Genomic DNA, 25144 nt, shown 5'->3' on the forward strand with positions numbered 1-25144 from the left:
CGGGCCCGTAGGGGGCCCGAGGGCGTCGCAGTTTGTCCCAAAGGCCACCCTGTTCGGTGCCACGACGTGCCAGGCGTTCGTTTCACGTGAAACGAAGACGCCGGTGTCGACGTAGATCTCCTCGCGCCGGGTGCAGGCGGTGGGTGTCAGCGGCGGTGTCTTGGCCAGGTCCGGGCGGTCGGCTGTCGTCGAGCGGTGCGGTGAGGTGCCGCGCGGGCCCGGAAGATCCGCATGCAGAAGTTGAAGCTTCTGCCAAGAGGTCGACCGGGTAGTCAAGGGGGACCCCTGGAGACCGTCGAAAATCAGTCGGCCATAATAGGCTTGTGAATGTGAACGCGTTCACAAGCGTGTCCCGCTGCTCCCGCCATGTGTGTGACATACGGGGCAAACTGCCGCTGTACCGCGGCGATGTAAGGAGGCTGACAACGTGGACCTGGCTTTGGCGCCGGAGACACTGGCACGCTGGCAGTTCGGCATCACCACCGTCTACCACTTCCTCTTCGTCCCCCTGACGATCTCCCTGGCCGCCCTCACGGCCGGATTGCAGACCGCCTGGGTGCGCACGGAGAAGGAGAAGTACCTCAGGGCCACCAAGTTCTGGGGCAAGCTTTTCTTGATCAATATCGCAATGGGTGTCGTCACCGGCATCGTGCAGGAGTTCCAGTTCGGCATGAACTGGTCGGACTACTCCCGCTTCGTCGGTGACATCTTCGGGGCTCCGCTCGCCTTCGAAGCCCTTATCGCCTTCTTCTTCGAGTCCACCTTCATCGGCCTGTGGATCTTCGGTTGGGACAAGCTGCCCAAGAAGATCCACCTGGCCTGTATCTGGATGGTCTCGGTCGGCACGATCCTGTCGGCCTACTTCATCCTCGCGGCCAACTCCTGGATGCAGCACCCGGTCGGCTACCGGATCAACGAGGAGAAGGGGCGCGCCGAACTCACCGACTTCTGGGCCGTCCTCACCCAGAACACCGCCCTCAGTCAGGTGTTCCACACCCTCACCGCGGCCTTCCTGACCGGCGGCGCCTTCATGGTCGGCATCGCCGCCTACCACCTGGCCCGCAAGAAGCACGTCAGCGCGATGAAGACCTCGCTGCGGCTGGGGCTGATCACCGTCATCGTCGCCGGCCTGCTGACCGCGGTCAGCGGTGACGTCCTCGGCAAGGTCATGTTCAAGCAGCAGCCGATGAAGATGGCCGCCGCCGAGGCGCTGTGGGACGGTCAGGACTCCGCCCCGTTCTCGATCTTCGCCTACGGTGACGTGGAGAAGGGCCACAACACCGTCGCCATAGAGATCCCCGGCCTGTTGTCCTTCCTCGCCAACGACGACTTCAGCTCGTACGTCCCCGGCATCAACGACGTGAACAAGGCGGAACAGGAGAAGTTCGGCCCCGGCGACTACCGGCCCAACATCCCCGTGACGTTCTGGGGATTCCGCTGGATGATCGGTTTCGGCATGGCCTCCTTCGCCATCGGTATCGCCGGGCTGTGGCTGACCCGCAAGAGGTTCATGCTGCCGCAGCACCTGCGCGTCGGCGAGGACGAGGTGCCGCACCTGGTGCTGTTCAAGAACAAGGCCCTCGGCCCGGAGCTCACCACCTGGTACTGGCGCATCGCCATCTGGACCCTGGCCTTCCCCCTGATCGCCAACTCCTGGGGCTGGATCTTCACCGAGATGGGCCGGCAGCCGTGGGTCGTCTACGGCGTGCTGCAGACCCGCAACGCGGTCTCACCCGGAGTCTCCCAGGGCGAGGTCCTCACCTCGATGATCGTCTTCACCGCGCTGTACGCCGCTCTCGCGGTCGTCGAGGTCAAGCTTCTGGTCAAGTACGTCAAGGCCGGTCCGCCCGAGCTGACCGAATCCGACCTGAACCCGCCCACGAAGATCGGCGGCGACTCCCGTGACGCCGACAAGCCGATGGCCTTCTCGTACTAGGCCGAGGGAGCTGCACAGTCATGGAACTGCACGACGTCTGGTTCGTCCTGATCGCCGTCCTGTGGATCGGCTACTTCTTCCTGGAGGGGTTCGACTTCGGGGTCGGCATCCTCACCCGGCTGCTCGCCCGGGACCGTCCCGAGCGGCGTGTCCTGATCAACACCATCGGCCCGGTCTGGGACGGCAACGAGGTGTGGCTGCTCACCGCGGGCGGCGCGACCTTCGCCGCCTTCCCCGAGTGGTACGCCACGCTCTTCTCCGGCTTCTACCTTCCACTGCTGATCATCCTGATCTGCCTGATCGTGCGTGGCGTCGCCTTCGAGTACCGGGCGAAGCGGCCGGAGGAGAACTGGCAGCGCAACTGGGAGACGGCGATCTTCTGGTCCTCGCTCCTCCCCGCCTTCCTGTGGGGCGTGGCCTTCGGCAACATCGTGCGGGGCGTGAAGATCGACCAGAACCTGGAGTACGTCGGGAACTTCTGGGACCTGCTCAACCCCTACGCGCTCCTCGGCGGACTGGTGACACTGACCCTGTTCACCTTCCACGGCGCGGTGTTCACGGCGCTCAAGACCGTCGGTGACATCCGGGAGCGGGCACGGCGGCTGGCGCTCAAGGTCGGCCTGGCCACCGCCGTGCTGGCGCTGCTGTTCCTGGTCTGGACCCAGATCGACAGCGGTGACGCCCAGAGCCTGGTCGCCCTCGTCGTGGCCGTCGTCGCCCTGGTCGCGGCGCTGGCAGCCAACCAGGCAGGCCGCGAGGGGTGGTCGTTCGCCCTCTCCGGCGTGACCATCGTGGCCGCTGTGGCCATGCTGTTCCTGACGCTCTTCCCGAACGTCATGCCGTCGACGCTGAACGCGGACTGGAGTCTCACGGTGACCAACGCCTCGTCCAGCCCGTACACCCTGAAGATCATGACGTGGTGTGCAGGGATCGCCACGCCGATCGTCCTGCTCTACCAGGGCTGGACCTACTGGGTGTTCCGCAAGCGGATCGGCACCCAGCACATCGCCGAGGCCGCACACTGAGTCCGATCGGGGTGTGTTTCACATGAAACGCACCCCTCTGGACTGAAGGGCACGTTTCACGTGAAACCGATCGATCCGCGTCTTCTCCGTCACGCCCGCGCCACCCGTGCCTTCCTGACGGCAGTCGTCGGACTGGGAGCGCTCGGCGCCGGTCTCGTCGTCGCCCAGGCGATGCTCATCGCCGAGGTCGTGGTGGGCGCCTTCCAGCACGGACTGTCGGTTTCCGCCCTCCGTACCCCCTTGCTGCTTCTGGTCGCCGTCGCCTGTGGCCGGGCCCTGGTCGCCTGGCTCACCGAGCTGGCCGCCCACCGGGCCAGTGCCGCGGTGAAGTCGGAACTGCGCGGACGCCTGCTGGAGCGGGCATCCCGGCTCGGCCCGGGCTGGCTGAGCGGGCAGCGGACCGGATCGCTGGTCACCCTCGCCACGCGCGGCATCGACGCGCTGGACGACTACTTCTCCCGCTATCTGCCGCAGTTGGGCCTCGCCGTGGTGGTGCCGGTGGCGGTGCTGGCCCGCATCGTCACCGAGGACTGGGTCTCGGCCGCCATCATCGTCGGCACCCTTCCCCTGATCCCGATCTTCATGATGCTGATCGGCTGGGCCACGCAGTCCCGGATGGACCGGCAATGGCGACTGCTGTCCCGGCTCTCGGGCCACTTCCTCGACGTGGTGGCCGGGCTCCCCACGTTGAAGGTGTTCGGGCGTGCCAAGGCGCAGGCCGAGTCGATCCGGCGCATCACCGGCGCGTACCGGCAGGCGACGCTGCGTACCCTGCGGATCGCCTTCCTGTCCTCCTTCGCGCTGGAACTGCTCTCCACGCTCTCCGTGGCCCTGGTCGCGGTGACCATCGGCATGCGGCTCGTGCACGGCGAGATGGACCTCTACACCGGTCTGGTCATTCTGGTGCTGGCGCCCGAGGCATATCTCCCGCTGCGCCAGGTCGGGGCGCAGTACCACGCGGCGGCCGAGGGGCTGTCCGCAGCGGAGGAGATCTTCGCCGTGCTGGAGACGCCCCTGCCGGAGTCGGGCACGGGCGCCGTGCCGGGGGACGGTATCGACATCGAGAAGGTGACGGTCCGCTACCCGCAGCGGTCCGAGGACGCCGTGACGCGGATGTCCTTCTCCGTCGCCCCGGGGGAGACGGTGGCGATCGTCGGGCCCAGCGGAGCCGGCAAGTCCACGCTGCTGCACGCGCTGCTGGGCTTCGTACGACCGTCCGCGGGACGGATCCGGGTCGGGGGAGCCGATCTGGCCGACGTCGATCTGGCCCAGTGGCGCTCGCGGATCGCCTGGGTGCCCCAGCGTCCCCACCTGTACGCCGGGACCATCGCCGAGAACGTGCGGCTGGCCCGCCCCGACGCCGATGACACCGCCGTGCGGCAGGCGCTCGCGGACGCCGGGGCGCTGGAGTTCGTCGACGCGCTGCCCGCCGGCACGCGGACCAGGCTCGGCGAGGACGGGGCCGGGCTCTCCGCCGGCCAGAGGCAGCGGCTCGCGTTGGCCCGTGCGTTCCTCGCGGACCGGCCGGTGCTCCTGCTCGACGAGCCCACCGCCGCTCTGGACGGCGAGACCGAGGCGGAGGTCGTCGAGGCGGTGCGGCGGCTGGCCGTCGGCCGCACGGTCCTGCTGGTGGTGCACCGGCCGGCGCTGCTCGCGGTGGCGGACCGGGTGGTGCGGCTGCCGGAGGTCCGCCCCCGCGCATCCGCCGAACCCGCTCTCGCCCCGGTTCCGGCGGCAACGGTCCCGCGGACACCGGACTGCCATGGTGCCGACACGGGCCTCCCGGTGTCCGACGAGCCGATCACCACCGCGTCGGACGCCGGCGACGGCTTCGCGGCACCTGGAGAGCCCACCGCACCCCGAGTCCTCGACGCCGCTCCCGCGACCGCGGACGCCGCCGCCCCCACGGCGCCCCAGGGCCTCGTCGCGTCCGCGGACGCGCACCTGGCCGGGACGAGCGGCACGCTCGCCCGTGTCCGGGCCCTGTCCGGCCCGCGCAGGGGCCGGTTCGGGCTGGCCCTGCTGCTGGGCAGTCTGGCCCTGGGCAGCGCCGTCGGCCTCATGGCCACGTCCGGCTGGCTGATCTCGCGGGCATCGCAGCAGCCCCCGGTGCTGTACCTGATGCTCGCCGTGACGGCGACACGGGCCTTCGGGATCGGTCGGGCCGTCTTCCGGTACGCCGAGCGGCTCGTCTCGCACGACGCCGTGCTGCGGATGCTCGCCGACACCAGGGTCGCGGTCTACCGGCGGCTGGAGCGGCTGGCGCCCGCCGGGCTGCGCGGCGTTCGCCGCGGCGATCTGCTGTCACGTCTGGTGGACGATGTGGACGCCCTCCAGGACTACTGGCTGCGCTGGCTGCTGCCCGCCGGAGCCGCCGTGGTCGTCTCCGCCGCTTCCGTCGGTTTCACCGCCTGGCTGCTGCCGCAGGCGGGAGCCGTCCTGGCGGTCGGGCTGCTGGCGGCCGGTGCCGGTGTTCCGGCGGTCACGGCGGTGGTGGCACGGCGCGCGGAACGCCGGCTCGCCCCGGCCCGCGGACAGCTCGCCGTCCGGGTCACCGATCTGCTCACCGGCACCGCGGAACTGACCGTGGCAGGAGCCCTGCCGGGGCGGGTGGCCGAGGCGCGGCGCGCCGACGGAGTGCTGACCCGGATCGCCTCGCGGGCCGCCGCCGCCACCGCGCTCGGTGACGGCCTCACCGCTCTGGTCTCCGGCCTGACCGTGACGGGCGCCGCCCTGGCCGGGGCGTGGGCGGTCGCCGACGGACGTCTGGACGGCGTGGCCCTGGCCGTTGTGGTCCTCACTCCTCTGGCCGCCTTCGAGGCCGTGCTCGGGCTGCCGCTCGCCGTGCAGCACCGGCAGCGGGTGCGCAAGAGCGCGGAACGGGTGTACGACGTGCTGGACTCCCCCGAACCGGTGCGGGAACCGGAGCAGCCCCTGCCCGCACCCGCGGTGCCGTTCCCGGTCGTCCTCAAGGGAGTGACCGCCCGCCATGCCGGGCAGGGCCGCGACGCGCTCGCCGGTTGCGACCTGACGCTGGCGCGGGGTCGCAGGATCGCCGTGGTCGGCCCCTCCGGGTCCGGCAAGACGACGCTCGCGCAGGTGCTGCTGCGCTTCCTGGACACCGATGCCGGCACCTTCACGCTGGGCGGGGTGGACGCGACCGCCCTCGACGGCGACGCCGTACGGCGGCTGGTGGGGCTGTGCGCGCAGGACGCGCACCTCTTCGACAGCTCGGTGCGCGAGAACCTGCTGCTCGCCAGGAAGGGCGCCTCGGAGGAGGACCTGCGCGGCGCGCTGGAGCGGGCCCGGCTGCTCCCGTGGGCCGACAGCCTGCCGGACGGGCTCGACACGCTGGTCGGCGAGCACGGCGCCCGGCTGTCGGGCGGGCAGCGGCAGCGGCTGGCGCTGGCCCGGGCGCTGCTCGCCGACTTTCCCGTCCTGCTGCTCGACGAGCCCGCCGAGCACCTCGACCTGCCGACGGCCGACGCGCTCACCGCGGATCTGCTGGCCGCCACCGAGGGACGTACGACCCTGCTCATCACGCACCGGCTGGCGGGCCTGGAAGCCGTGGACGAGGTGCTCGTCCTGGACAGGGGACGGGTGGTGCAGCGCGGCCCCTACGCCGAGCTGGTCGCCGTGGACGGGCCGTTGCGGCGGATGGCCGCACGCGAGGCCGCGACCGAGGAACTGTCGGCGGCGGGCACGGGAGAGGCCGCCCCCTCGCCCATGAGGGCACCGCATCCTTCGCCGGTGTAGGCGCCGAGCGTCCCGCCCGGCCCGCTCCGGCACGGCTTCCGCCGCCCAAGGCTGCAGGGCAGCGGCCCCCGTCGGACGGGCGGAACCCTTCGGGCGGTCAGGACCTGCCGCACACCGCGGGCGCGCCGGATCTGGCCGAAGCGGCGCGAGCGCCCGGCCTTGGGCCATACGAGGTGCCGCGTCCCCCGGGCGTACGACTCGAACAGGACCGGGGCCGAGGACCGGGTCACGATCGCTGATATGCGCTCATTTCGACGCCGCCCTCTGCTCGTTCCGGTGCTGCTGTGCGCGATCGCGGTCCTCGCGGCGCGCCCCACGACGGGCGCCGGTGACCCCGGGGACGGTTCCGGCGTCAGCGCGCGGGTGGCGCACCTGTACCGGGAGGCGTTCGAGGCGACGCAGCGGTACGAGGCCGGTCGGCACGCTGCCGAGGCACAGCGGGCGCAGGCCCAGCACTACGAGGAACTCCTGGAACGCGAACGGCTGGAGATGGACGCGCTGCGCAAGGACCTGGGCCGGATCGCGCGGGCCCAGTACCGCAACGGGGGCGGCCTGCCGCTGACCGCGCAGATCCTTCTCGCGGGCTCCCCGGATCAGGTGATGCGCCATCAGCAGGCGTTCTCCCGTGCCAACCTCATCGTCGACAACGCCATCGGAAAGCGGCGCCGGGCCGAGGCGCGGCTGGCCGCCGACGAGGCGAAGGCCCGGACGGCCTGGCGGACGCTGGAGAAGCGGAACGCCGAACTCGCCGCGTTGAGGGAGGAGATCGACGACAAGCTGGAACAGGCGCGATGGCAGTTGCAGGACCAGGCCGATGCCGCTGTCGCGGCGGGCAGCTGCCGGGGTGCCGTACGGCTGGATCAGCCGCCGATCGAGGGCACGCCCGCGTGGGTGGCGCCCGTGGCGACGTACCGGCTGTCGGCAGGGTTCGGCAGCGGCGGTGCCCGGTGGGTGAACCGGCACACCGGGCAGGACTTCGCGGTGCCGATCGGCACACCGGTAAGGGCGGCCGGGGCGGGCCGCGTGGTGAAGGTCTCCTGTGGCGGCGCCTTCGGCATCGAGGTCGTGCTCCAGCACGCCGGCGGCTACTACACCCAGTACGCCCATCTGGCCGCCGTCGCCGTCGACCAGGGGCAGCGGGTGGTCGCCGGGCAGTGGATCGGCCAGTCGGGAACCAGCGGCAACTCCACCGGACCGCACCTGCACTTCGAGGTGCGTGTCACCCCGGAGCCCGGCTCGTCGCTGGACCCGGTGCCCTGGCTGGCCGAACGGGGTGTTCCGGTGGGCTGACTACGGCAGTCGCCCCAGCAGCTCCTCGATCACGACCGCCACGCCGTCGTCGTTGTTGGCGACCGTCCGCCCCGAGGCCGCGGACACCACCTCCGGGTGCGCGTTGCCCATGGCGTAGGAGCGGCCCGCCCAGGTCAGCATCTCCACGTCGTTGGGCATGTCCCCGAAGGCGACGACCTCCTCGTGCGAGACGCCGCGCTCGGCGCAGCACAGGGCGAGGGTGCTGGCCTTGGAGACGTCGGGACCGCTGATCTCCAGCAGGGCGCTGGGGCTGGAGCGGGTGACGTTGACGCGGTCGCCGAGGGCGTAACGGGCCAGGGTGAGGAAGGCGTCGGGATCGAGCGTGGGGTGGAAGGCGAGGATCTTCAGCACCGGCTCGTCGGCAAGGGGGCCGCTCGGGTCGAGCAGTTCCTCGGCGGACAGCAGGATGTCCGGGATCTCCATGTGCAGCTTGGGGTAGTCCGGCTCCTGGTTGAAGCCGTACGTCTGCTCGATCGCGTACACCGTGCCCGGTGCCGCGTCGCGCAACAGCCGTACGGCGCCCAGGGCGTTCCCGCGGGCCAGCTCCCGCACCTTCACGAACCGGTGGGTGCCGGGACCGCCGTGGAGGTCGACCACGGCGGCACCGTTGCCGCAGATCGCCAGGCCGTGACCGTGGACGTGCTCGCTGACGACGTCCATCCAGCGAGCCGGGCGGCCGGTGACGAAGAAGACCTCGATGCCGGCCTCCTCGGCGGCGGCCAGAGCGGCGACCGTGCGCGGGGACACCGACTTGTCGTCGCGCAGCAGGGTGCCGTCGAGGTCGGTGGCGATCAGCCGTGGAGGAACAGTGGACGCCGGGGTCTCGGGCTGTCGAGTCGCTGAGGTCACGCGCTCATTGTCCCGCATATGCCCGCACGATCGTGCGGGAGTCCGCACATCTGAGGGATTACCCCACCTGGGCCGGCGCCTCCGTCGCGATCTGCTCGAAGACCTTCTGGTCGGCCGCGAAGTCGGAGTCGGGGATGGGCCAGTGGATGACGATGTCGGTGAAGCCGAGCTCACGGTGGCGTCCCGCGAAGTCCACGAACGCGGCGAGGGACGCGAGCGGCCGGCCTCGGTCCGGGGTGAACCCGGTGAGCAGAACCCTGTCGAGGTCGCTCACATCCCGGCCGATCGCCGCGCACGCGTCGGCGAGCTTCTCCAACTGTCCGCGCAGGGCCGCGACGGACTGGTCGGGGGTGCCGTTCTCGTAGAGCCTGGGGTCGCCGGTGGTCACCCACGCCTGACCGTGCCGGGCGGCGAGTTGCATCCCGCGTGGACCGGTGGCGGCCACCGCGAAGGGCAGCCGGGGGCGCTGCACGCAGCCGGGGATGTTGCGTGCCTCGTGCGCCGAGTAGAAGTCGCCCACGTAGGAGACGGCGTCCTCGGTCAGCAGGCGGTCCAGCAGCGGCACGAACTCGGCGAGGCGGTCGGCGCGCTCGCGCGGCGTCCACGGCTCCTGGCCGAGCGCGGTGGCGTCGAAGCCGGTGCCACCCGCGCCGACGCCGAGGGTGACCCGGCCGCCGGAGATGTCGTCCAGGGAGATCAGTTCCTTGGCGAGGGTCACCGGGTGCCGGAAGTTCGGTGAGGTCACGAGCGTACCCAGACGCATACGCTGCGTTACGGAGGCGGCCGCCGTCAGGGTCGGAACCGCCCCGAACCACGGCCCGTCCCGGAAGGTCCGCCACGACAGGTGGTCGTACGTGTAGGCGGCATGGAAGCCGAGGTCCTCGGCCCACTGCCAGATCTTCTGCCCTTCGTCCCATCGGTGGATGGGGAGAATCACGGTGCTCAGACGCATGTCTCCAGACGATACGCGGGATGCAGGGCGCCCCCGTTGCGCGAGGTGCCGGAAGGCCGCCCGGACACGCCCCCGCGGACGCCGGGGTCTCCTCGCGGCCGTGGCGGCACGAGCGCGTCGTACCGCCGGGCGCGGTCAGTCGGCGGGCCCGGCGGAGAGCTGCCCGGCGATGACGGCGGACGCCGCGTCACCGTAGACGTCGGCGGACAGCTCCGACTGCCAGGCGGTCTGCAGGATGAATCCCTGGAGCAGGGACAGCAGGACGCCGGCTGCCGCTGCGGGGTGGACGGCAGCAGCCACCTCGCCCTCCGCCTGCCCCTGGGCGATGCGCTCGCGCAACGCGTCGTGTACTCCCCTCAGGCCGTGCTGCATCGCGGCGGCCAGCGTGGGGTTGCGCAGCGCTTCGCCCCATGCCTGGACCGCCAGTCGGAACCGGTCGTCGGCGTGGTCGAGTGCGGCGAGCGTCCGCGGCAGGCGGGCGAAGAGCGCCGGGAGCGGCTGACGGGTGCGCAGCGCATCGCGTACGGCTGTCTCCACCATGGCGGTCGCGTCCAGCGAGATCGCGGCGATGATCTCGTCCTTGGTGCGGAAGTACCGGTAGACCGCGCCGGGGGACATGCCCGCCTCGTCGATGACGTCCTGGATGGTTGCGCGGTGGAACCCGTCGCGGGCGAAACATGTGGAGGCCGCCGCGAGGATGTGGTCGCGGCGGGCTGCGCGGTATGCGGCGCTGACTCGTGGCACGCCTCCACAGTAAAGCGAGCGCTCATTCTTGACAACATCCTGCCTGGCAGACACCCTCGAACCAAAGAGAGCGAACGCTCCCCTTTTTTTAGGAGGTGTGATGCAGCGCACCCAGGTACTGATCGTCGGGGCGGGCCCGACCGGACTCGCCCTCGCCGCCCAGCTGAACCGCTTCGGGGTGACGGCGCGCGTCATCGACAAACACGCCGGAGTGCTGGAGGCCACCAAGTCGGCAGCCCTGCACGCCCGGACCCTGGAACACCTGCGAACCCTGGGAGTGGCCGACCGTGTCCTGGCCGAGGGGCAGCGGGTCGACATCCTCCAGTTGCGTACGGGCCATCGCGATCGGGTCGCGGTGGACTTCCGCACCCTGCGCGACACGGCCTATCCGCACATGACGGACATCCCGCAGGCCCGCACCGAACACATCCTCATCGACCACCTCGCCGACGCGGGCATCGTGGTCGAGCGCAACACCGCCTGTACCCGTGTCGAGCAGAACGCCGACGCGGTGACCGTCACGGTCACCACCCCTGAGGGCCGGACCGACACCATCGAGGCGGACTGGCTGATCGGCTGTGACGGCGCCCACAGCACGGTCCGTGAGCAACTCGGCATCGCCTTCGCCGGCGAGGCGTACGCCGACGACTGGGTGCTGTGCGACGCGGTGGTCGACTGGCCCCTGCCCCGCAACGAAATGACCTTCTCCGCCGACGCGGACGGTATCTGCGGGGTGTTCCCGCTGCCCGGCGAGCGGCGCTACCGGCTCGCCTACACCCAGAACCGCGCCGCCGACGGCACCCTGGTCGAGCCCAGCCTGGCCGATGCGCAGCAGGCCCTGCGCCGAACCGCCGTCACCGGCACCGTCCGGTCGGTCGACGAGTTCTGGACCTTCCGTCTCGCCCACAAGCAGGCCGTCCGCTACCGCAGCGGCCGGGTGTTCCTGGCCGGGGACGCCGCCCACGTCCACACGCCCTTCGGCGGACAGGGCCTGAACCTCGGCGTCGGGGACGCCATGAACCTGGGCTGGAAACTCGCCTCGGTCGTCACCGGCCTGTCTCCCCGCTCGCTGCTGGACACCTACCAGCCCGAGCGGCACCGGATCGCCCGGGCCGTGGTGACGTTCACCCACCGTGGCGCCACGGCCATGCTGCTGCGTGACGATCCACGCCGTCACCTGCGCGACGCCGTGATGACCCTGCTGCAGCACACCCCTCTGGCACAGCGCGGCCTCGCCCGCCGGTTCTCCCAACTCGGCCAGAGCTACCGCCGCACACCGCACATCCCCGGTCGCGGAAGCTCCCTGGCAGCCGGTGACCGGCTCCCCGATCCCCTGCTCTTCGACGGCCTCACCAACCGCTCCGTGCGTCTGCACGACCTGCTGGCGCCCGACGCGTGCACCCTGCTGCTCACCACCACGGCGGACACCGACCCACTGGACGCTTCGCTCGCCGCGCTGTGCCGGCGTTGGCACGGCGCGCTCGCCGGGACGGTACTGACCACCCGGTGGGGCGCGGCCGTCCGGAGGGGCGCGGCCGACGCGGTCCCCGCGATACTCGACCGGGGCCGCCAGGCCGCGCGGCTGTACGGACCGGGGACCATGGCCTACCTCGTCCGCCCGGACCAGCACCTGGCCTACGTCGGCCGCCCGGACGCCGCCCGCATCGAGGAATGCCTCGGCTCGATCCACACGGCCCCCGCTCTCCCGTTCTCGGGCGCCACAGCGGAGAAGGCGTGAAGTACATGAACGGCATCGTCAGCATCCACCTGAGGCAGTCCACCGCTCACGCCGTCGTCGCGGAGCGCGGCACAGTGCTCGTGGACGCCGGACCGGCCGGCTCCACGCGCACGCTGCTCCGCCGCCTCGGCAGGGTCGGAGTCGACCCCGACGGGATATCACTGATCGTTCTGACCCATTGCCACCCCGATCACGCCGGCGGCGCCGCCGAGCTGAGCCGGCAGCTCAGGGCGCCGGTCGCGGTGCACGCGGCCGAAGTGGACTGGGCCACCACCGGAACCAGCCGGCTCTACGAACCCCAGCGTCTGTTCGGCCGGATACTGCGCCGCACCCTGAACCCCGCGTTCCCCGCGTTCACCCCGGATCTCGTACTCGAGGACGGTGCCGCCCTGGACACCTACGGACCACCACTGACGGTGCTGCACACCCCCGGCCACACACCCGGATCCGTCACCCTGCTGCACCGCCCCGACGGCAGCGCGCTCCTCGGTGACCTCCTGGCCGGTGGCATGCTGCGGCGCGACCGCCCCGGCATGCCCTTCCTCGCCCAGGACGCCGGGCAAGTGACCGCGAGCGTGCGCGCCGTCCTGGAACACGGCCCGAACCGCCTCCTGTTCGGACACGGCCGCCCCGCCTCAGCCGCTTCGGCACGGAGGCTGGCGCGACGGTGAAGGCGAGGTGAGACGGGCCGCCTGCGGGGCGGCTCGTCTCGGTCACGGACGCAGCCGCCGCCCGTGTCGGGACGGACCCGAGTCAGGGGCCGTCCCGAGAGCTGCGCCAGGACAGGTGGTCTGTGGGCGGTGTGGGAGCCGAGGCGCCTGGCCTGCGTCCGGGCCGAAGGCGCCGCCCTCGTGCCAGCGGCGGCAGGGAAGGGTCACGGTGCCCGGACGCAGGAGCAAGGGCCGAGCCGTATGAGCCCGGAAGGGTTTCACGTGAAACAGTCACCGTGCGCGGCTGCTCAGCCAGGGGGTGAGCTGGAGCGACGGCATGTACTCCTTGTGCGTGCGGTCTCCCGGCATCGGCACGACCAGGAAGTAGCCGGGCGGGAAGCGGCGGGCCCGGACATGGGCGATGCCGTCGAAGACGGACCGGAGAAAGGCCGGCACCTCGTCGCGTGCGATGTCCGGGCACGCGATGCCCTCGACCTCGATCAGCGCGTCGTCCTCGGGGTAGAGCCGTACGTTCACCCGGGGCACACCGCCGAACTCTGCGTAGGCCTCGTGCGGCAAGGAGCCGTCGGGGTCGCTGACGGCGCACACTCCTGCGGCCGTGCGGCGGGAGGTCTGGTCGGCACCGATGTCGTGGGTGACGCGTATCTCACGCCCGTACTCGGCAGCGAGGGCGCGCAGGGCGGTCACGGCGGCTTCGGTGCTGGGCAGATGATCCATACCGCTGATCCTGCCGCATCCGGACCAGCACACATCGCCCCGGCCCAACCCGAGTTGCCGCACCTCACCCTTCGTCCGGCCCACTCCGTCGCCCCCGGCCCTGCCGGTCCGCCCCGGCTACCGGTCTTGTGCCGGTCCATCCGGTCATCACCCGCTCCGGTCCACCCCGGCCACCGGTCCCGCCGGTCTCCATCGGCCCCTGTCGGTCCACGGCCCCCGGCTCACCGCGGCTCCGTGAACCGCAGGTACCGTGCCGGAACTGCCTCCGTCAGCCACACTCCGTTGGCGCTCACGTGAAAGACGTGGCCGTCGCGGTGCATGGCGCCCGCGTCGACCGCCAGCACGACGGGCCGCCCGCGGCGGGCGCCGACCCGGGAGGCGGTCTCGCGGTCGGCGGAGAGGTGCACGTCGTGCCGGTTCATCGGTCGCAGCCCCTCGGCGCGGATCGCGTCCAGATGGCGGGCCACCGTCCCGTGGAAGAGGTATGCCGGAGGGGCCGCGGGGGGCAGGCCCAGATCGACGTCGATGCTGTGGCCCTGGCTGGCGCGGATGCGGGTGCCCTCGATCGCGAACCGTTTCTTGTCGTTGGCGGTCACCACGTGGTCGAGTTCTTCGCGGGTGAACCGGAACCCGTGCGCGGCAGCTGCCGAGATCAGTGTGTCGATCTCGGTCCAGCCACCCTCGTCGAGCGTGAGCCCGATGCGTTCCGGTCGATGCCGCAGGTGCGTCGAGAGGTACTTCGACACCCTCACCATGCGTCTGTCGTCCATCTCCCCAGCATGAGCGATGAGACGAGAATCACGCATGTTGATAAAGCTCCGAGGTTTGATCCACAAGTAACTACGTTTATACACAAGCCAGTTGGCGCTTCTGTGGACAACGTAGGCTCTGCACAGTGGGTTTACTCAACTGCTGCCACCCCGAGGCTCTTTGGGCACCAGCGTGCCAACTACCTCACACAGGAGGCTTCATCCGGGCCAGCGCTCTCAACGCCCCTGGGGCAAAACGGGACAGCAGGTGCGCACCGCGCGCCTCCGGTGTCACCGGCACCACTGCCTCGTCGCGGGCCACGGCGCGCAGAACGGCGTCAGCCACCTTCTCCGGTGGGTAGTTGCGCCGCCCGTAGAGGCGGGCGGTGCGCTTCTGCCGACGGGCCTCCTCCTCCGCGTCGACGCCGGTGAAACGCGTCGTCGCGGTGATGTTCGTGTTGACCAGGCCCGGGCAGATGGCCGTAACCCCTATGCCCTGACCGGCCAGTTCGGCCCGCAGGCATGCGGAGAGCATCAGCACGGCGGCTTTCGAGGTGCTGTAGGCGGGCAAGGCGCGGGACGGCTGATAGGCCGCCGCGGAAGCGATGTTGACGATATGGCCGCCCTGGCCGCGCTCGCTCATCCGCTGTCCGAAGAGGCGGCAGCCGTGGATGACTCCCCACAGGTTGACGTCCAGGACCTTGCGCCAGTCGTCGGACGTCGTGTCGAAGAATCCGCCGGACAGGCCGATGCCCGCGTTGTTCACCAGCACGTCCACGACGCCGAGTTCGGTGTGGACCTTCTCGGCCAGCTTCTCCATGGCCTGCTCGTCGGAGACGTCGGCGGTCTCCGCCCAGGCCTCGGGTGCGCCGACGAGCCGGGCCAACTCGGCTGTCCGTGCCGCGCTTTCGGCATCGCGGTCGACGGCGACCACACGGGCGCCGGCCTCGGCGAACGCGAACGCCGTGGCCCGCCCGATGCCGCTGCCCGCACCGGTGACCAGCACGAGTTGCCCCCCGAAGCGGTCCGAGTGCCGTCCGGTGGCGGGACGTTCGTCACGGCCGTCCTCGACGGACGTGACGAACTCCTCGATCCAGGCGCTGATCTGGTCCGGCCGGGTGCGCGGGACCCAGTGCCCGGCCGGCAGGACACGGCGGGTCAACCGCGGGGCCCAGGTGCCCAGTTCGTCGTAGAGGCGCTGCGACAGATACGCGTCGCCCTCGGGTGTGACGAGCTGTACCGGGGCGTGTGCGTAGGCGTCGGTGCGCGGCCTGCTCAGCCGGGCCCGTACGTTGTCGCGGTACAACCAGGCGCCGTGCGCGGCGTCGTCGGGGAGCGAGGAGGTCGGGTACTCGCCGCGGGGAACCTTCTCCAGCCGTTCCAGCACACGCGGCCAGCGCCTGCCGAGCGGGCCCCGCCAGGCGAGTTCGGGCAGCCGGGGTGCGTGCAGCAGGTACACGTACCACGACCTGGCGCCCTGGCCCAGGAGTTGGCCGACGCGGCGCGGGGTGGGCCGCTTGACCCGCCTGCCGATCCAGTGGCCGAAGTGGTCCAGCGAGGGACCCGACATGGAGGTGAAGGAGGCGATCCTGCCCTGTGTGCGCCGGACCGTCACGAACTCCCAGCCCTGCACCGAGCCCCAGTCGTGGCCGACGAGATGGACGGGCCGCCCGGGGCTGACCGCGTTCGCGACGGCGAGGAAGTCGTCGGTGAGCTTCTCCAGCGTGAAACCGCCGCGCAGCGGCCGGGGCGCGGAGGAACGACCGTGGCCGCGGACGTCGTACAGGACGACGTGGAAGCGGTCGGCCAGCCGGGACGCGACCTCGGACCACACCTCCTTGCTGTCCGGATAGCCGTGTACCAACACCACCGTCGGCCGCCCGGGGTCGCCCAGTTCGGCGACGCACAGGTCGACCCCACCGGCTCGTACCCGGCGCTCGCGCGCGTCCGTCAGCGTCACTTGTCCTCCGCCCAGCGCCGCACGTGCGGCAGATCGTCGTCCAGCCAGAAGGCGCTCTCCCCGGGATCCCGCGAGTCGGTGACGACCAGGATCTCCTCGAACTTCGCGCCGGTGCCGCGGAAGCCGAGATGCGGTTCGACCGCCCACAGGCCCGGCCGCGGCGGGTGGTCGGAGAACCGGTACGGCGACCACAGCGGCGACCAGCCCTCGCGGTGGCCGTGCAGCGCGTCGCTCGCCAGCCCCTTCAGGGCCTGTGTGCCGAAGCCGAAGAGCCGTGGCGAGAACCGGCGCGGGCGCACCCGGTCGACCTTGTGCGCGATCACCCCGAACGGGTAGGCGCGGTGCCGGTTGGCGTAGCCCTGGCGGACCATGAGGCGGTCCACGTCCTCGTAGATCTCACGCAGGGACCGCCGCTCGCGCACCTCGTCGAGGATCAGCGCGCGGTGCGCCTCCAGGTCGGCCATCAGCCGGTGCTGCACCGGGTGGGGGCCGAGCGAGCCCGAGTAGCCGATGTCCGCGGTGTATCCCTCGAACACCGGGGCCATGTCCAGGATGAACGGCATCCCCGGCTCCAGGCGGCGGTCGGTGGGGAAGAACTGCAGCGGCACCCGGAAGTTCACGAACGCCGTCCGGTCCCCGAACCAGGCGAACGGCATGTGGAACCAGTCCGCGACACCTCGCTCACGCAGCCACGCGCGCTGCATGCGGGCTGCCTCACGCTCGGTCACACCCGGTTGCAGCCGGGCCGCCACCGCCTCGGCGCACTCGTACGCCAGGCGTTGCACCCGCCTGAATCCCCACAGCTCGGCGGAGACTTCGCGGGTCACTGCCGTCGTCATGCCAACGCCTCCAGCGGTTCTCGGCGACTGCGCTACGTGCCCGTAACTTGACATGAGCGAATCTGGCACTTGTTAGAGACGGCGTCAATAGGGGGGCCGGAGTCGGTACGGGCGCGGCACGTAGCTCTCAGGGAGCAGATCCCCTACGGGCCCGTACGACTGCAGGCTGACGCCAGGACGACTCTCCGGTCTGACGACTTCCGTGGTGTGCGTCACTAGGGTCTACGACGTGACTGTGATCGCGACCGAAAGCCTGAGCAAGCGGTTCCCCCGGGTGACCGCCCTCGACCGGTTGTCCGTGGACATCGGACCCGGAGTGACCGGACTCATCGGCGCCAACGGCGCCGGCAAGTCCACCCTCATCAAGATCCTGCTCGGCCTGTCCCCCGCCTCCGAGGGCCGCGCCGAGGTGCTCGGACTCGACGTCGCCGCCCGGGGCACCGCCATCCGCGAGCGCGTCGGCTACATGCCCGAGCACGACTGCCTGCCACCCGACGTCTCGGCCACCGAGTTCGTCGTGCACATGGCCCGTATGTCCGGCCTGCCGCCCGCCGCCGCCCGTGAGCGCACCGCGGACACCCTGCGCCACGTCGGCCTGTACGAGGAGCGCTACCGCCCCATCGGCGGCTACTCCACGGGCATGAAGCAGCGCGTGAAGCTCGCCCAGGCCCTCGTGCACGACCCGCAGCTGGTCTTCCTGGACGAGCCGACCAACGGCCTCGACCCCGTCGGCCGCGACGAGATGCTCGGACTGATCCGCCGCATCCACCGCGACTTCGGCATCTCGGTCCTGGTCACCTCCCACCTGCTCGGTGAACTGGAACGCACCTGCGACCACGTCGTCGTCATCGACGGCGGCAAACTCCTGCGCTCCAGCTCGACCACCGACTTCACCCAGAGCACCACCACTCTCGCCATCGAGGTCACCGACTCCGACGAGCACCCCGACGGCACCCACGCGGTGCGCGCGGCCCTCGCCGCGCGCGGGGTCGGTGTCCAGGACGCCAGCGGCCTGCCCGGCGCGGGCCACACCCTGCTCCTCACCGCGGACGGCGAGGAGACCTACGACCTGGTCCGCGACACCGTCGCCGGCCTCGGCCTGGGACTGGTCCGCATGGAGCAGCGCCGGCACCACATCTCCGAAGTGTTCACCAGCAGCGACGAGCCGCGGAAGGAGGCGACCGGCCATGGCGGTTGACCGTTCCGCAGCCGCGACGTCCGCAGACCAGACCCGCATCCACGACATCGGCTACCGCGCCTACGACGGCCCGCGCCTCGGCCGCGGGTACGCGTCCCGCGCCCTGTACTCGCAGTCCCTGCGCGGCGCCTACGGCCTGGGCCGGTCGGCGAAGTCCAAGGTCCTGCCGATGCTGCTGTTCGTGGTGATGTGCGTGCCCGCGGCGATCATGGTGGCCGTCGCCGTCGCCACCAAGGCGCACGACCTGCCCGTCGCGTACACCCGCTACGCGATCATCATGCAGTCGGTGATCTGCCTGTACGTCGCCTCGCAGGCACCCCAGTCCGTCTCGCGGGACCTGCGCTTCAAGACCGTCCCGCTCTACTTCTCGCGCCCCATCGAGACCGCCGACTACGTGCGGGCGAAGTTCGCGGCGCTGGCGTCGGCGCTGTTCGTCCTCACCGCGGCGCCGCTGCTCGTGCTCTACGCCGGCGCGCTGCTCGCCAAGCTCGACTTCGCCGACCAGACCGAGGGATGCGTACAGGGACTTCTCTCCGTGGCACTGCTCTCGCTGCTCTTCGCCGGCATCGGCCTCGTCATCGCCTCGGTCACCCCGCGCCGCGGCTTCGGCATCGCGGCCGTGATCGCCGTACTGGTCATCTCCTACGGCGCGGTCTCCACCCTCCAGGCCATCGCCGACTCCCAGGACAATCCCGGCGTCATCCCGTGGATCGGGCTGTTCTCGCCGGTCACGCTCATCGACGGCGTGCAGTCGGCCTTCCTCGGAGCGGAGTCCTCCGTCCCCGGCGGGCACGGGCCCGACACCGGCCAGGGCATCGTCTACCTCGTCGTCGTCCTGGGCCTGATCGCCGCCGCCCACGGCCTGCTGCTGCGCCGCTACAAGAAGGTGGGACTGTGACCACACTCTCCCTCGACCACGTCTCCCGCTGGTTCGGCAACGTGGTCGCCGTCAACGACATCACCATGACCATCGGCCCCGGCGTCACCGGGCTGCTCGGCCCCAACGGCGCCGGGAAGTCCACCCTCCTCAACATGATGGGCGGCTTCCTCGCCCCCTCCACCGGCTCCGTCACCCTCGACGGGCAGGCCGTGTGGCGCAACGAGAAGATCTACCGGCACATCGGCATCGTGCCCGAGCGCGAGGCGATGTACGACTTCCTCACCGGCCGCGAGTTCGTCGTCGCCAACGCCGAACTGCACGGGCTCGGTGCGAAGGCGGCGGCGCGCGCCCTGGCCACCGTCGAGATGGAGTACGCGCAGGACCGCAAGATCGCCACCTACTCCAAGGGCATGCGGCAGCGGGTGAAGATGGCGAGCGCCCTCGTCCACGACCCGTCGCTGCTGCTGCTCGACGAGCCGTTCAACGGCATGGACCCGCGCCAGCGCATGCAGCTCATGGAGCTGCTGCGGCGCATGGGCGCCGAGGGCCGCACCGTGCTGTTCTCCTCCCACATCCTGGAGGAGGTCGAGCAACTCGCCTGGCACATCGAGGTGATCGTCGCCGGACGGCACGCGGCCAGTGGCGACTTCCGCCGGATCCGCCGCCTGATGACCGACCGCCCGCACCGCTACCTGATCCGCTCCAGCGACGACCGCGCCCTGGCGGCCGCGCTGATCGCCGACCCGTCGACGTCCGGCATCGAGGTCGACACGTCCGAGGGCGCGCTGCGCGTCCAGGCCGTCGACTTCGCCCGCTTCACCGTTCTGCTGCCGCGCGTCGCCCGGGACCACGGCATCCGGCTGCTGACGGTCTCGCCGTCCGACGAGTCCCTCGAATCCGTCTTCTCTTACCTGGTCGCGGCGTAGGAGGCCGAAGATGTACGACCCCACCGTCGCCCGGCTCACCTACCGGGCCCTGCTCGGACGCCGCCGGGCCCTCATCCTCGGCGCGTTGCCCCTGCTGCTCCTGGTGATCGCCGTGGCCGTGCGCGGTCTCACCGGAGCCGACGACCAGACCGCGGCCGACGTCCTCGGCGGCTTCGCGCTCGCCACGATGGTGCCGATCATCGGCGTCATCGCGGGCACCGGCGCGATCGGCCCGGAGATCGACGACGGCTCCGTGGTGTACCTGCTGTCCAAGCCGATCAGGCGACCGGCCGTCATCCTCACCAAGCTGATCGTCGCGATCGCCGTGACCATGGCGTTCTCGGCGGTGCCGACGCTGATCGCCGGACTCGTCCTCAACGGCAACGGGCAGCAGATCGCCGTCGCCTACACGGTCGCGGCACTGGTCGCCTCCATCGCCTACGCGGCGCTCTTCCTGCTGCTGGGGACCGTCTCCCGGCACGCGGTCGTGTTCGGCCTCGTCTACGCCCTCGTCTGGGAGGCCCTGTTCGGCACCCTGGTGCCCGGCGCGCGGACCCTCAGCATCCAGCAGTGGGCTCTGGCGGTCGCCCACCGGGTCGCCGGCGGTGACCTGGTCACCTCCGACGTGGGGCTGCCGACCGCCACGGTGCTGCTGGTCGCCGTCACCGTCCTCGCCACCTGGTACGCCGGCCAGAAGTTGCGATCGCTGACCCTGGCGGGCGAGGAGTAGCCGCCGGACACGCCCCCCGCCGTCGAACGGCCGCTCGGAAATCGGTGGCGCCGGTGGCGCCGGACCGGCACAGTGGAGTTCGTCCCCACCGCCGGACTCCCCGTCCGGCGCCGCAGACCGGGAGAGGAGCGGGGCGATGTCCATGCACGGCAGTACGTCCGGCTCCCGGCAGGGCGGCCCGCGGCGGGTTCCGGAGTAGCCGCCACCTCTCCGTCGAGTCCACCGCACACCAGGAGCTGCCCGGGGCGGTCGCTTCGAGCACGCGATGTCGCTCTCGCGTGGACCGCCCACCCGGAGGATTGGCCGAGTGGTAAGGCACCGGCCTGCTAAGCCGCGGTCGGGCCCGGAAAGCCCGCGCACGTTCGATCCGTGCATCCTCCGCAAGACCGACGGGAACACCCGCCCGACAGCGGCCCGGCCCCCGCACCGACGACCGCCCGGCGGCCGTGCACGGGCGGGGCCACCGGCCGGCCCACGGCCGGGCCCCGTCCCGGGGCCCCGACGGCGCCGCCTGGCGCGCCCGTCCCGGCGGCGGCGCCCGGAGCCCGCGTCAGCCCAGCAGACGCTCCAGCACCACCGCGATGCCGTCGTCCTCGTGGGAGGACGTCAGTTCGTCGGCGACCGCCTTCAGCTCCTCGTGGGCGTTGGCCATGGCCACGCCGTGGGAGGACCAGGCGAACATCGGGATGTCGTTGGGCATGTCGCCGAAGGCGATCGTCTCGTCGGCCCTCACACCCAGCCGGCGGGCCGCCAGCGACAGCCCCGTCGCCTTCGACAGGCCCAGGGGCAGCAGCTCCACGATGCCCTCGCCCGCCATGGCGACACTCACGAAGCCACCCGCGGCGCGGCGGGCGGCCTCGGCGAGCTCGTCGTCGGACAGCTCGGGATGCTGTATGTAGATCTTGTTGAGCGGGGCGGTCCACAGGTCCGAGGCGTCCGTGAACGGCGTCGCGGGAAGTGTGCCCTGCACCGCGTAGCCCGGACCGACCAGCACTTCGCCGTCCAGCCCGTCCCGGCTCGCCGCCAGGTACAGCGGGCCGACCTCCGCCTCGATCTTCGCCAGGGCCACACCGGCCAGCTGGCGGTCCAGCGTCACGGACGTCAGCAGGCGGTGCGCACCGGCGTCGTAGACCTGAGCCCCCTGGCCGCAGACCGCGAGGCCCCGGTAGCCGAGGTCGTCGAGGACGTGCCGGGTCCAGGGGACGGCGCGGCCGGTGACGACGATGTGGGCGGCACCCGCCGCGGTGGCGGCGGTGAGTGCCTCACGGGTGCGCTGCGACACCGACCCGTCGGAGCGCAGCAGCGTTCCGTCGAGGTCGGTGGCGATCAGCCGGTAGAGGAGACCGGAGCTCACCTGGCCACCGGCTCCAGGACCTCCCGGCCCCCGAGGTAGGGACGCAGCACCTCGGGGACGCGGACCGAGCCGTCGGCCTGCTGGTGGTTCTCCAGGATGGCCACGATCGTGCGCGGCACGGCGCAGAGCGTGCCGTTGAGCGTGGCGAGCGGCTTGACCGTCTTGCCCTCACGGACCCGGATGGACAGGCGGCGCGACTGGAACTCGGTGCAGTCCGAGGTCGACGTCAGCTCGCGGTACTTGCCCTGGGTCGGGATCCAGGCCTCGCAGTCGAACTTGCGGGACGCCGAGGCGCCGAGGTCGGCGGAGGCGACATCGATCACGCGGAACGGCAGTTCCAGCGACGTCAGCCACTGCTTCTCCCACTCCAGCAGCCTGCGGTGCTCCTCCTGCGACTCCTCGGGGGAGACGTAGGAGAACATCTCGACCTTGTCGAACTGGTGGACGCGGAAGATGCCGCGGGTGTCCTTGCCGTGCGAGCCGGCCTCGCGGCGGAAGCAGGGCGAGAAGCCCGCGTAGCGCAGCGGCAGCTTCCCGGCGTCGATGATCTCGTCCATGTGGTAGGCCGCCAGTGCCACCTCGGAGGTGCCGACCAGGTACAGGTCGTCCTTGTCGAGGTGGTACACGTCCTGGGAGGCCTGGCCGAGGAAGCCGGTGCCGGCCATCGACTGCGGGCGCACCAGCGCCGGGGTCAGCATCGGGGTGAAGCCGGCGGCCGTCGCCTGGGCCATCGCCGCGTTCACCAGCGCGAGCTCCAGCAGGGCCCCGACACCGGTGAGGAAGTAGAAGCGGGAGCCCGACACCTTCGCGCCGCGCTCGACGTCGATGGCGCCCAGCAGCTGACCGAGCTCCAGGTGGTCCCTGGGCTCGAAGCCCTCGGTGGAGAAGTCGCGGACGGTGCCGTGCGTCTCCAGCGTGACGAAGTCCTCCTCGCCGCCGACGGGGACGTCGGTGTGGACGAGGTTGCCCAGCTGGAGCAGCAGCTCCTGGGTCTCGGCGCCGGCGGCGTCGCGCTCGGCGTCGGCGGCCTTCACGTCGGCCTTCAGCTGCTCGGCACGCTTGAGGAGCTCGGCCTTCTCGTCGGCGGAGGCCCTGGGGATCTGCTTGCCCAGCGCCTTCTGCTCGGCACGCAGCTCGTCGAAGCGGACGCCGGAGGACCTGCGCCGCTCGTCGGCAGACAGGAGGGAGTCGACGAGCGCGACGTCCTCTCCACGGGCGCGCTGCGATGCGCGCACTCGGTCGGGGTCCTCACGGAGCAGGCGAAGGTCAATCACGCGGTCAAGGCTACCGGTGCCCGGTCCCGGCCCACGACTCACTATTACGGGGCACGGCGAATGAGGCGATACGTTCCGTTATGACGGAATTGCCTTACGTGCCGGACCGTGTCGGAACCCGTCAAGGGGAAGCGTCCCACTCCCTGGGAAGGAGCATGCGCGCGGCGGTGCGTTGACTCGATTGCCTTGTGGAGAGCGGGACTTGAGGGCGCGGCGAGGGCGCCTTTGTCCACAGAGTTCCTTCACCGCCGGGAAGTTATCCACAGGGTGTGAGGAAGATCTGTGGACTTCGGAATTGATCACTCCGTGATCAGCTTCGCGTCTGAGGATTCCCGGTGCAAACCTCTTTTGTCCGCACTTTCGAGTGGAAAGTGTTCGCTCCAAAGGATTGTTCAAAGGAAACAGGTGGACGAAGTGTGACCTACGGGGCAGAGGCCGCATCAGGCCCCCGAGGGCCGATTTGTCGACTCGGTCATGCCTCTGAGTCGACTTATCCCCAGGTCGAGATGGCTCCCTGTGGATAACTCCTGTGGATAACGAAAATAGGCAGGTAGGACCGGCGTGGATGGCTAGAAACGCCCGTCCTGGCACCGTGCGACCCAGTCCGCCGCCGACACGAACTCCGCGTCCGACGTCCCCGGCCCCGGCTTCTGCACCTGGCCCGGCTGCACGTCCGCGCGCGGATAGGAGCCGAGGTAGCGCACCTGGAGGCAGATCCGCTTCAGCCCCGTCAGTGCCTCCGCGACCCGGCGGTCGGAGATGTGGCCCTCGGCGTCGATGCAGAAGCAGTAGTTGCCGATCCCGGCCCCGGTCGGGCGGGACTGCAGCAGCATCAGGTTGATGCCGCGCGTGGCGAACTCTCCCAGCAGGTCGCGCAGACCGCCGGGGTGGTCGTCGCGCTGCCACAGCACGACGGAGGTCTTGTCCGCCCCGGTCGGTGCCGCGGGCCGGGCCGGGCGGCCCACCAGCACGAATCGGGTCTGCGCGTTCTCGGCGTCGTGGATGCCCGTCTCCAGGGCCCGGAGCCCGTACCGCGCGGCGGCGAACTCGCCCGCGAAGGCGGCGTCGTAGCGGCCCTCCTGGACCAGGCGCGCGGCGTCCGCGTTGGAGGCGGCCGACTCCCACACCGCATCGGGGAGGTGGGTGCGCAGCCAGTTGCGGACCTGTGGCTGCGCGGCCGGGTGGGCGGAGACCGTCTTGATGTCCGACAGCTGCGTGCCGGGCCGGACCAGCAGCGCGAAGGTGATCGACAGCAGCACCTCGCGGTAGATCATCAGCGGTGCGCCGGCGACCAGCTCGTCCAGGGTGGTGGTGATGCCGCCCTCGACCGAGTTCTCGATCGGCACGAACGCGGCCTCGGCCTCGCCCGCACGGACCGCGTCCAGTGCGGACTGCACGGACACGTACGGGATCAGCTCCCGGGTCGCCGCCTCCGGGAGGGTGCGCAGAGCGACTTCGGTGAAGGTGCCCTCGGGGCCGAGGTAGGCATAGCTCGCTGGCATGGCTTCACCCTAATGGGCCCGGAGCGTCACGGC

At 71.0% G+C, this 25144-nt stretch carries 20 protein-coding genes and 1 tRNA gene; 11 read left to right on the forward strand and 10 right to left on the reverse strand.

The genetic code is table 11. The features are described from left to right. Nucleotides 1–427 precede the first annotated feature (427 nt). The 4 genes from I3F54_RS14820 (at nucleotide 428) to I3F54_RS14835 (ending at nucleotide 8007) form a co-directional block, all read left to right on the forward strand. Complete coding sequence (locus I3F54_RS14820; RefSeq protein ID WP_240119208.1) at nucleotides 428–1936, forward strand: cytochrome ubiquinol oxidase subunit I; 1509 nt, start codon at nucleotides 428–430, stop codon at nucleotides 1934–1936. A gap of 20 nt (nucleotides 1937–1956) precedes the next feature. Beyond that, the gene (cydB, locus tag I3F54_RS14825) at nucleotides 1957–2961 is read left to right on the forward strand and encodes a cytochrome d ubiquinol oxidase subunit II (RefSeq protein WP_240119209.1); all 1005 of its coding nucleotides are present in this window, start codon (nucleotides 1957–1959) and stop codon (nucleotides 2959–2961) included. Nucleotides 2962–3021: 60 nt separating this feature from the next. Further along, nucleotides 3022–6717 (forward strand): thiol reductant ABC exporter subunit CydD, encoded by a 3696-nt coding sequence (gene cydD, locus I3F54_RS14830; protein WP_240119210.1) that lies wholly within the window; start codon nucleotides 3022–3024, stop codon nucleotides 6715–6717. 240 nt (nucleotides 6718–6957) lie between these two features. Then, complete coding sequence (locus I3F54_RS14835) at nucleotides 6958–8007, forward strand: M23 family metallopeptidase (protein ID WP_240119211.1); 1050 nt, start codon at nucleotides 6958–6960, stop codon at nucleotides 8005–8007. On the opposite strand, the gene I3F54_RS14840 is transcribed toward I3F54_RS14835, so the two are convergent. The 3 genes from I3F54_RS14840 to I3F54_RS14850 form a co-directional block, all read right to left on the reverse strand. Further along, on the reverse strand, nucleotides 8008–8895 hold the full coding sequence (locus I3F54_RS14840) for an HAD hydrolase family protein (protein WP_240119212.1): 888 nt from the start codon (nucleotides 8893–8895) through the stop codon (nucleotides 8008–8010). It abuts the gene before it with no gap. Nucleotides 8896–8935: 40 nt separating this feature from the next. Then, complete coding sequence (locus I3F54_RS14845) at nucleotides 8936–9829, reverse strand: LLM class flavin-dependent oxidoreductase (RefSeq protein ID WP_240119213.1); 894 nt, start codon at nucleotides 9827–9829, stop codon at nucleotides 8936–8938. A 135-nt stretch (nucleotides 9830–9964) separates the two neighbouring features. Beyond that, nucleotides 9965–10573, reverse strand: coding sequence for a TetR/AcrR family transcriptional regulator (locus I3F54_RS14850; RefSeq protein WP_240119214.1), 609 nt, complete (start codon nucleotides 10571–10573; stop codon nucleotides 9965–9967). Between the two features lie 28 nt (nucleotides 10574–10601). Here I3F54_RS14850 and I3F54_RS14855 point away from each other — a divergent pair, with 28 nt between their 5' ends. Both I3F54_RS14855 and I3F54_RS14860 read left to right on the forward strand, forming a co-directional pair. Beyond that, entirely contained in the window at nucleotides 10602–12311 is a 1710-nt protein-coding gene (locus I3F54_RS14855; protein WP_275676185.1) for an FAD-dependent monooxygenase, read from the forward strand. Between the two features lie 5 nt (nucleotides 12312–12316). Beyond that, nucleotides 12317–12982, forward strand: coding sequence for an MBL fold metallo-hydrolase (locus I3F54_RS14860; RefSeq protein WP_240119260.1), 666 nt, complete (start codon nucleotides 12317–12319; stop codon nucleotides 12980–12982). A gap of 270 nt (nucleotides 12983–13252) precedes the next feature. On the opposite strand, the gene I3F54_RS14865 is transcribed toward I3F54_RS14860, so the two are convergent. The 4 genes from I3F54_RS14865 to I3F54_RS14880 form a co-directional block, all read right to left on the reverse strand. Further along, nucleotides 13253–13699, reverse strand: a complete 447-nt coding sequence (locus I3F54_RS14865) for a hypothetical protein (RefSeq protein WP_240119216.1) — start codon at nucleotides 13697–13699, stop codon at nucleotides 13253–13255. A 221-nt stretch (nucleotides 13700–13920) separates the two neighbouring features. Continuing rightward, entirely contained in the window at nucleotides 13921–14469 is a 549-nt protein-coding gene (locus I3F54_RS14870) for an RNA 2'-phosphotransferase (RefSeq protein WP_240119217.1), read from the reverse strand. Nucleotides 14470–14653: 184 nt separating this feature from the next. Continuing rightward, entirely contained in the window at nucleotides 14654–16408 is a 1755-nt protein-coding gene (locus I3F54_RS14875; protein WP_240119218.1) for an SDR family oxidoreductase, read from the reverse strand. Then, the gene (locus I3F54_RS14880; protein WP_240119219.1) at nucleotides 16405–17247 is read right to left on the reverse strand and encodes a M24 family metallopeptidase; all 843 of its coding nucleotides are present in this window, start codon (nucleotides 17245–17247) and stop codon (nucleotides 16405–16407) included. The genes I3F54_RS14875 and I3F54_RS14880 overlap by 4 nt, the downstream gene beginning before the upstream one ends. Before the next feature lie 235 nt (nucleotides 17248–17482). Between I3F54_RS14880 and I3F54_RS14885 the strand changes: the two genes are divergently transcribed. The 5 genes from I3F54_RS14885 to I3F54_RS14905 all read left to right on the forward strand — a co-directional run bounded on the left by I3F54_RS14885 (nucleotide 17483) and on the right by I3F54_RS14905 (nucleotide 21362). Then, on the forward strand, nucleotides 17483–18445 hold the full coding sequence (locus tag I3F54_RS14885) for an ABC transporter ATP-binding protein (protein ID WP_240119261.1): 963 nt from the start codon (nucleotides 17483–17485) through the stop codon (nucleotides 18443–18445). Continuing rightward, nucleotides 18435–19343: an ABC transporter permease subunit gene (locus tag I3F54_RS14890; RefSeq protein ID WP_240119220.1), complete on the forward strand. Its 909-nt coding sequence runs from the start codon at nucleotides 18435–18437 to the stop codon at nucleotides 19341–19343. Before I3F54_RS14885 ends, I3F54_RS14890 begins: the two co-directional genes overlap by 11 nt. Next, nucleotides 19340–20251, forward strand: coding sequence for an ABC transporter ATP-binding protein (locus tag I3F54_RS14895; RefSeq protein ID WP_240119221.1), 912 nt, complete (start codon nucleotides 19340–19342; stop codon nucleotides 20249–20251). Before I3F54_RS14890 ends, I3F54_RS14895 begins: the two co-directional genes overlap by 4 nt. Nucleotides 20252–20261: 10 nt before the next feature. Continuing rightward, a complete protein-coding gene (locus I3F54_RS14900; RefSeq protein WP_240119222.1) occupies nucleotides 20262–20981 on the forward strand; it encodes an ABC transporter permease subunit in 720 nt (239 codons plus the stop codon). A 293-nt stretch (nucleotides 20982–21274) separates the two neighbouring features. Then, nucleotides 21275–21362: transfer RNA gene (locus I3F54_RS14905), tRNA-Ser, on the forward strand. Between the two features lie 169 nt (nucleotides 21363–21531). Here the strand turns inward: I3F54_RS14905 and I3F54_RS14910 are convergent. From I3F54_RS14910 to pheA, 3 genes are all read right to left on the reverse strand, one after another. Next, complete coding sequence (locus tag I3F54_RS14910; protein ID WP_240119223.1) at nucleotides 21532–22335, reverse strand: HAD family hydrolase; 804 nt, start codon at nucleotides 22333–22335, stop codon at nucleotides 21532–21534. Continuing rightward, nucleotides 22332–23609, reverse strand: a complete 1278-nt coding sequence (gene serS, locus I3F54_RS14915; RefSeq protein WP_240119224.1) for a serine--tRNA ligase — start codon at nucleotides 23607–23609, stop codon at nucleotides 22332–22334. The genes I3F54_RS14910 and serS overlap by 4 nt, the downstream gene beginning before the upstream one ends. Before the next feature lie 569 nt (nucleotides 23610–24178). Then, nucleotides 24179–25111: a prephenate dehydratase gene (gene pheA, locus I3F54_RS14920; RefSeq protein WP_240119225.1), complete on the reverse strand. Its 933-nt coding sequence runs from the start codon at nucleotides 25109–25111 to the stop codon at nucleotides 24179–24181. Nucleotides 25112–25144 lie beyond the last annotated feature (33 nt).

Origin of the sequence: Streptomyces sp. MUM 2J, assembly GCF_022414535.1 — a bacterium.
In the GTDB taxonomy this organism is placed as follows: Bacteria; Actinomycetota; Actinomycetes; order Streptomycetales; family Streptomycetaceae; genus Streptomyces.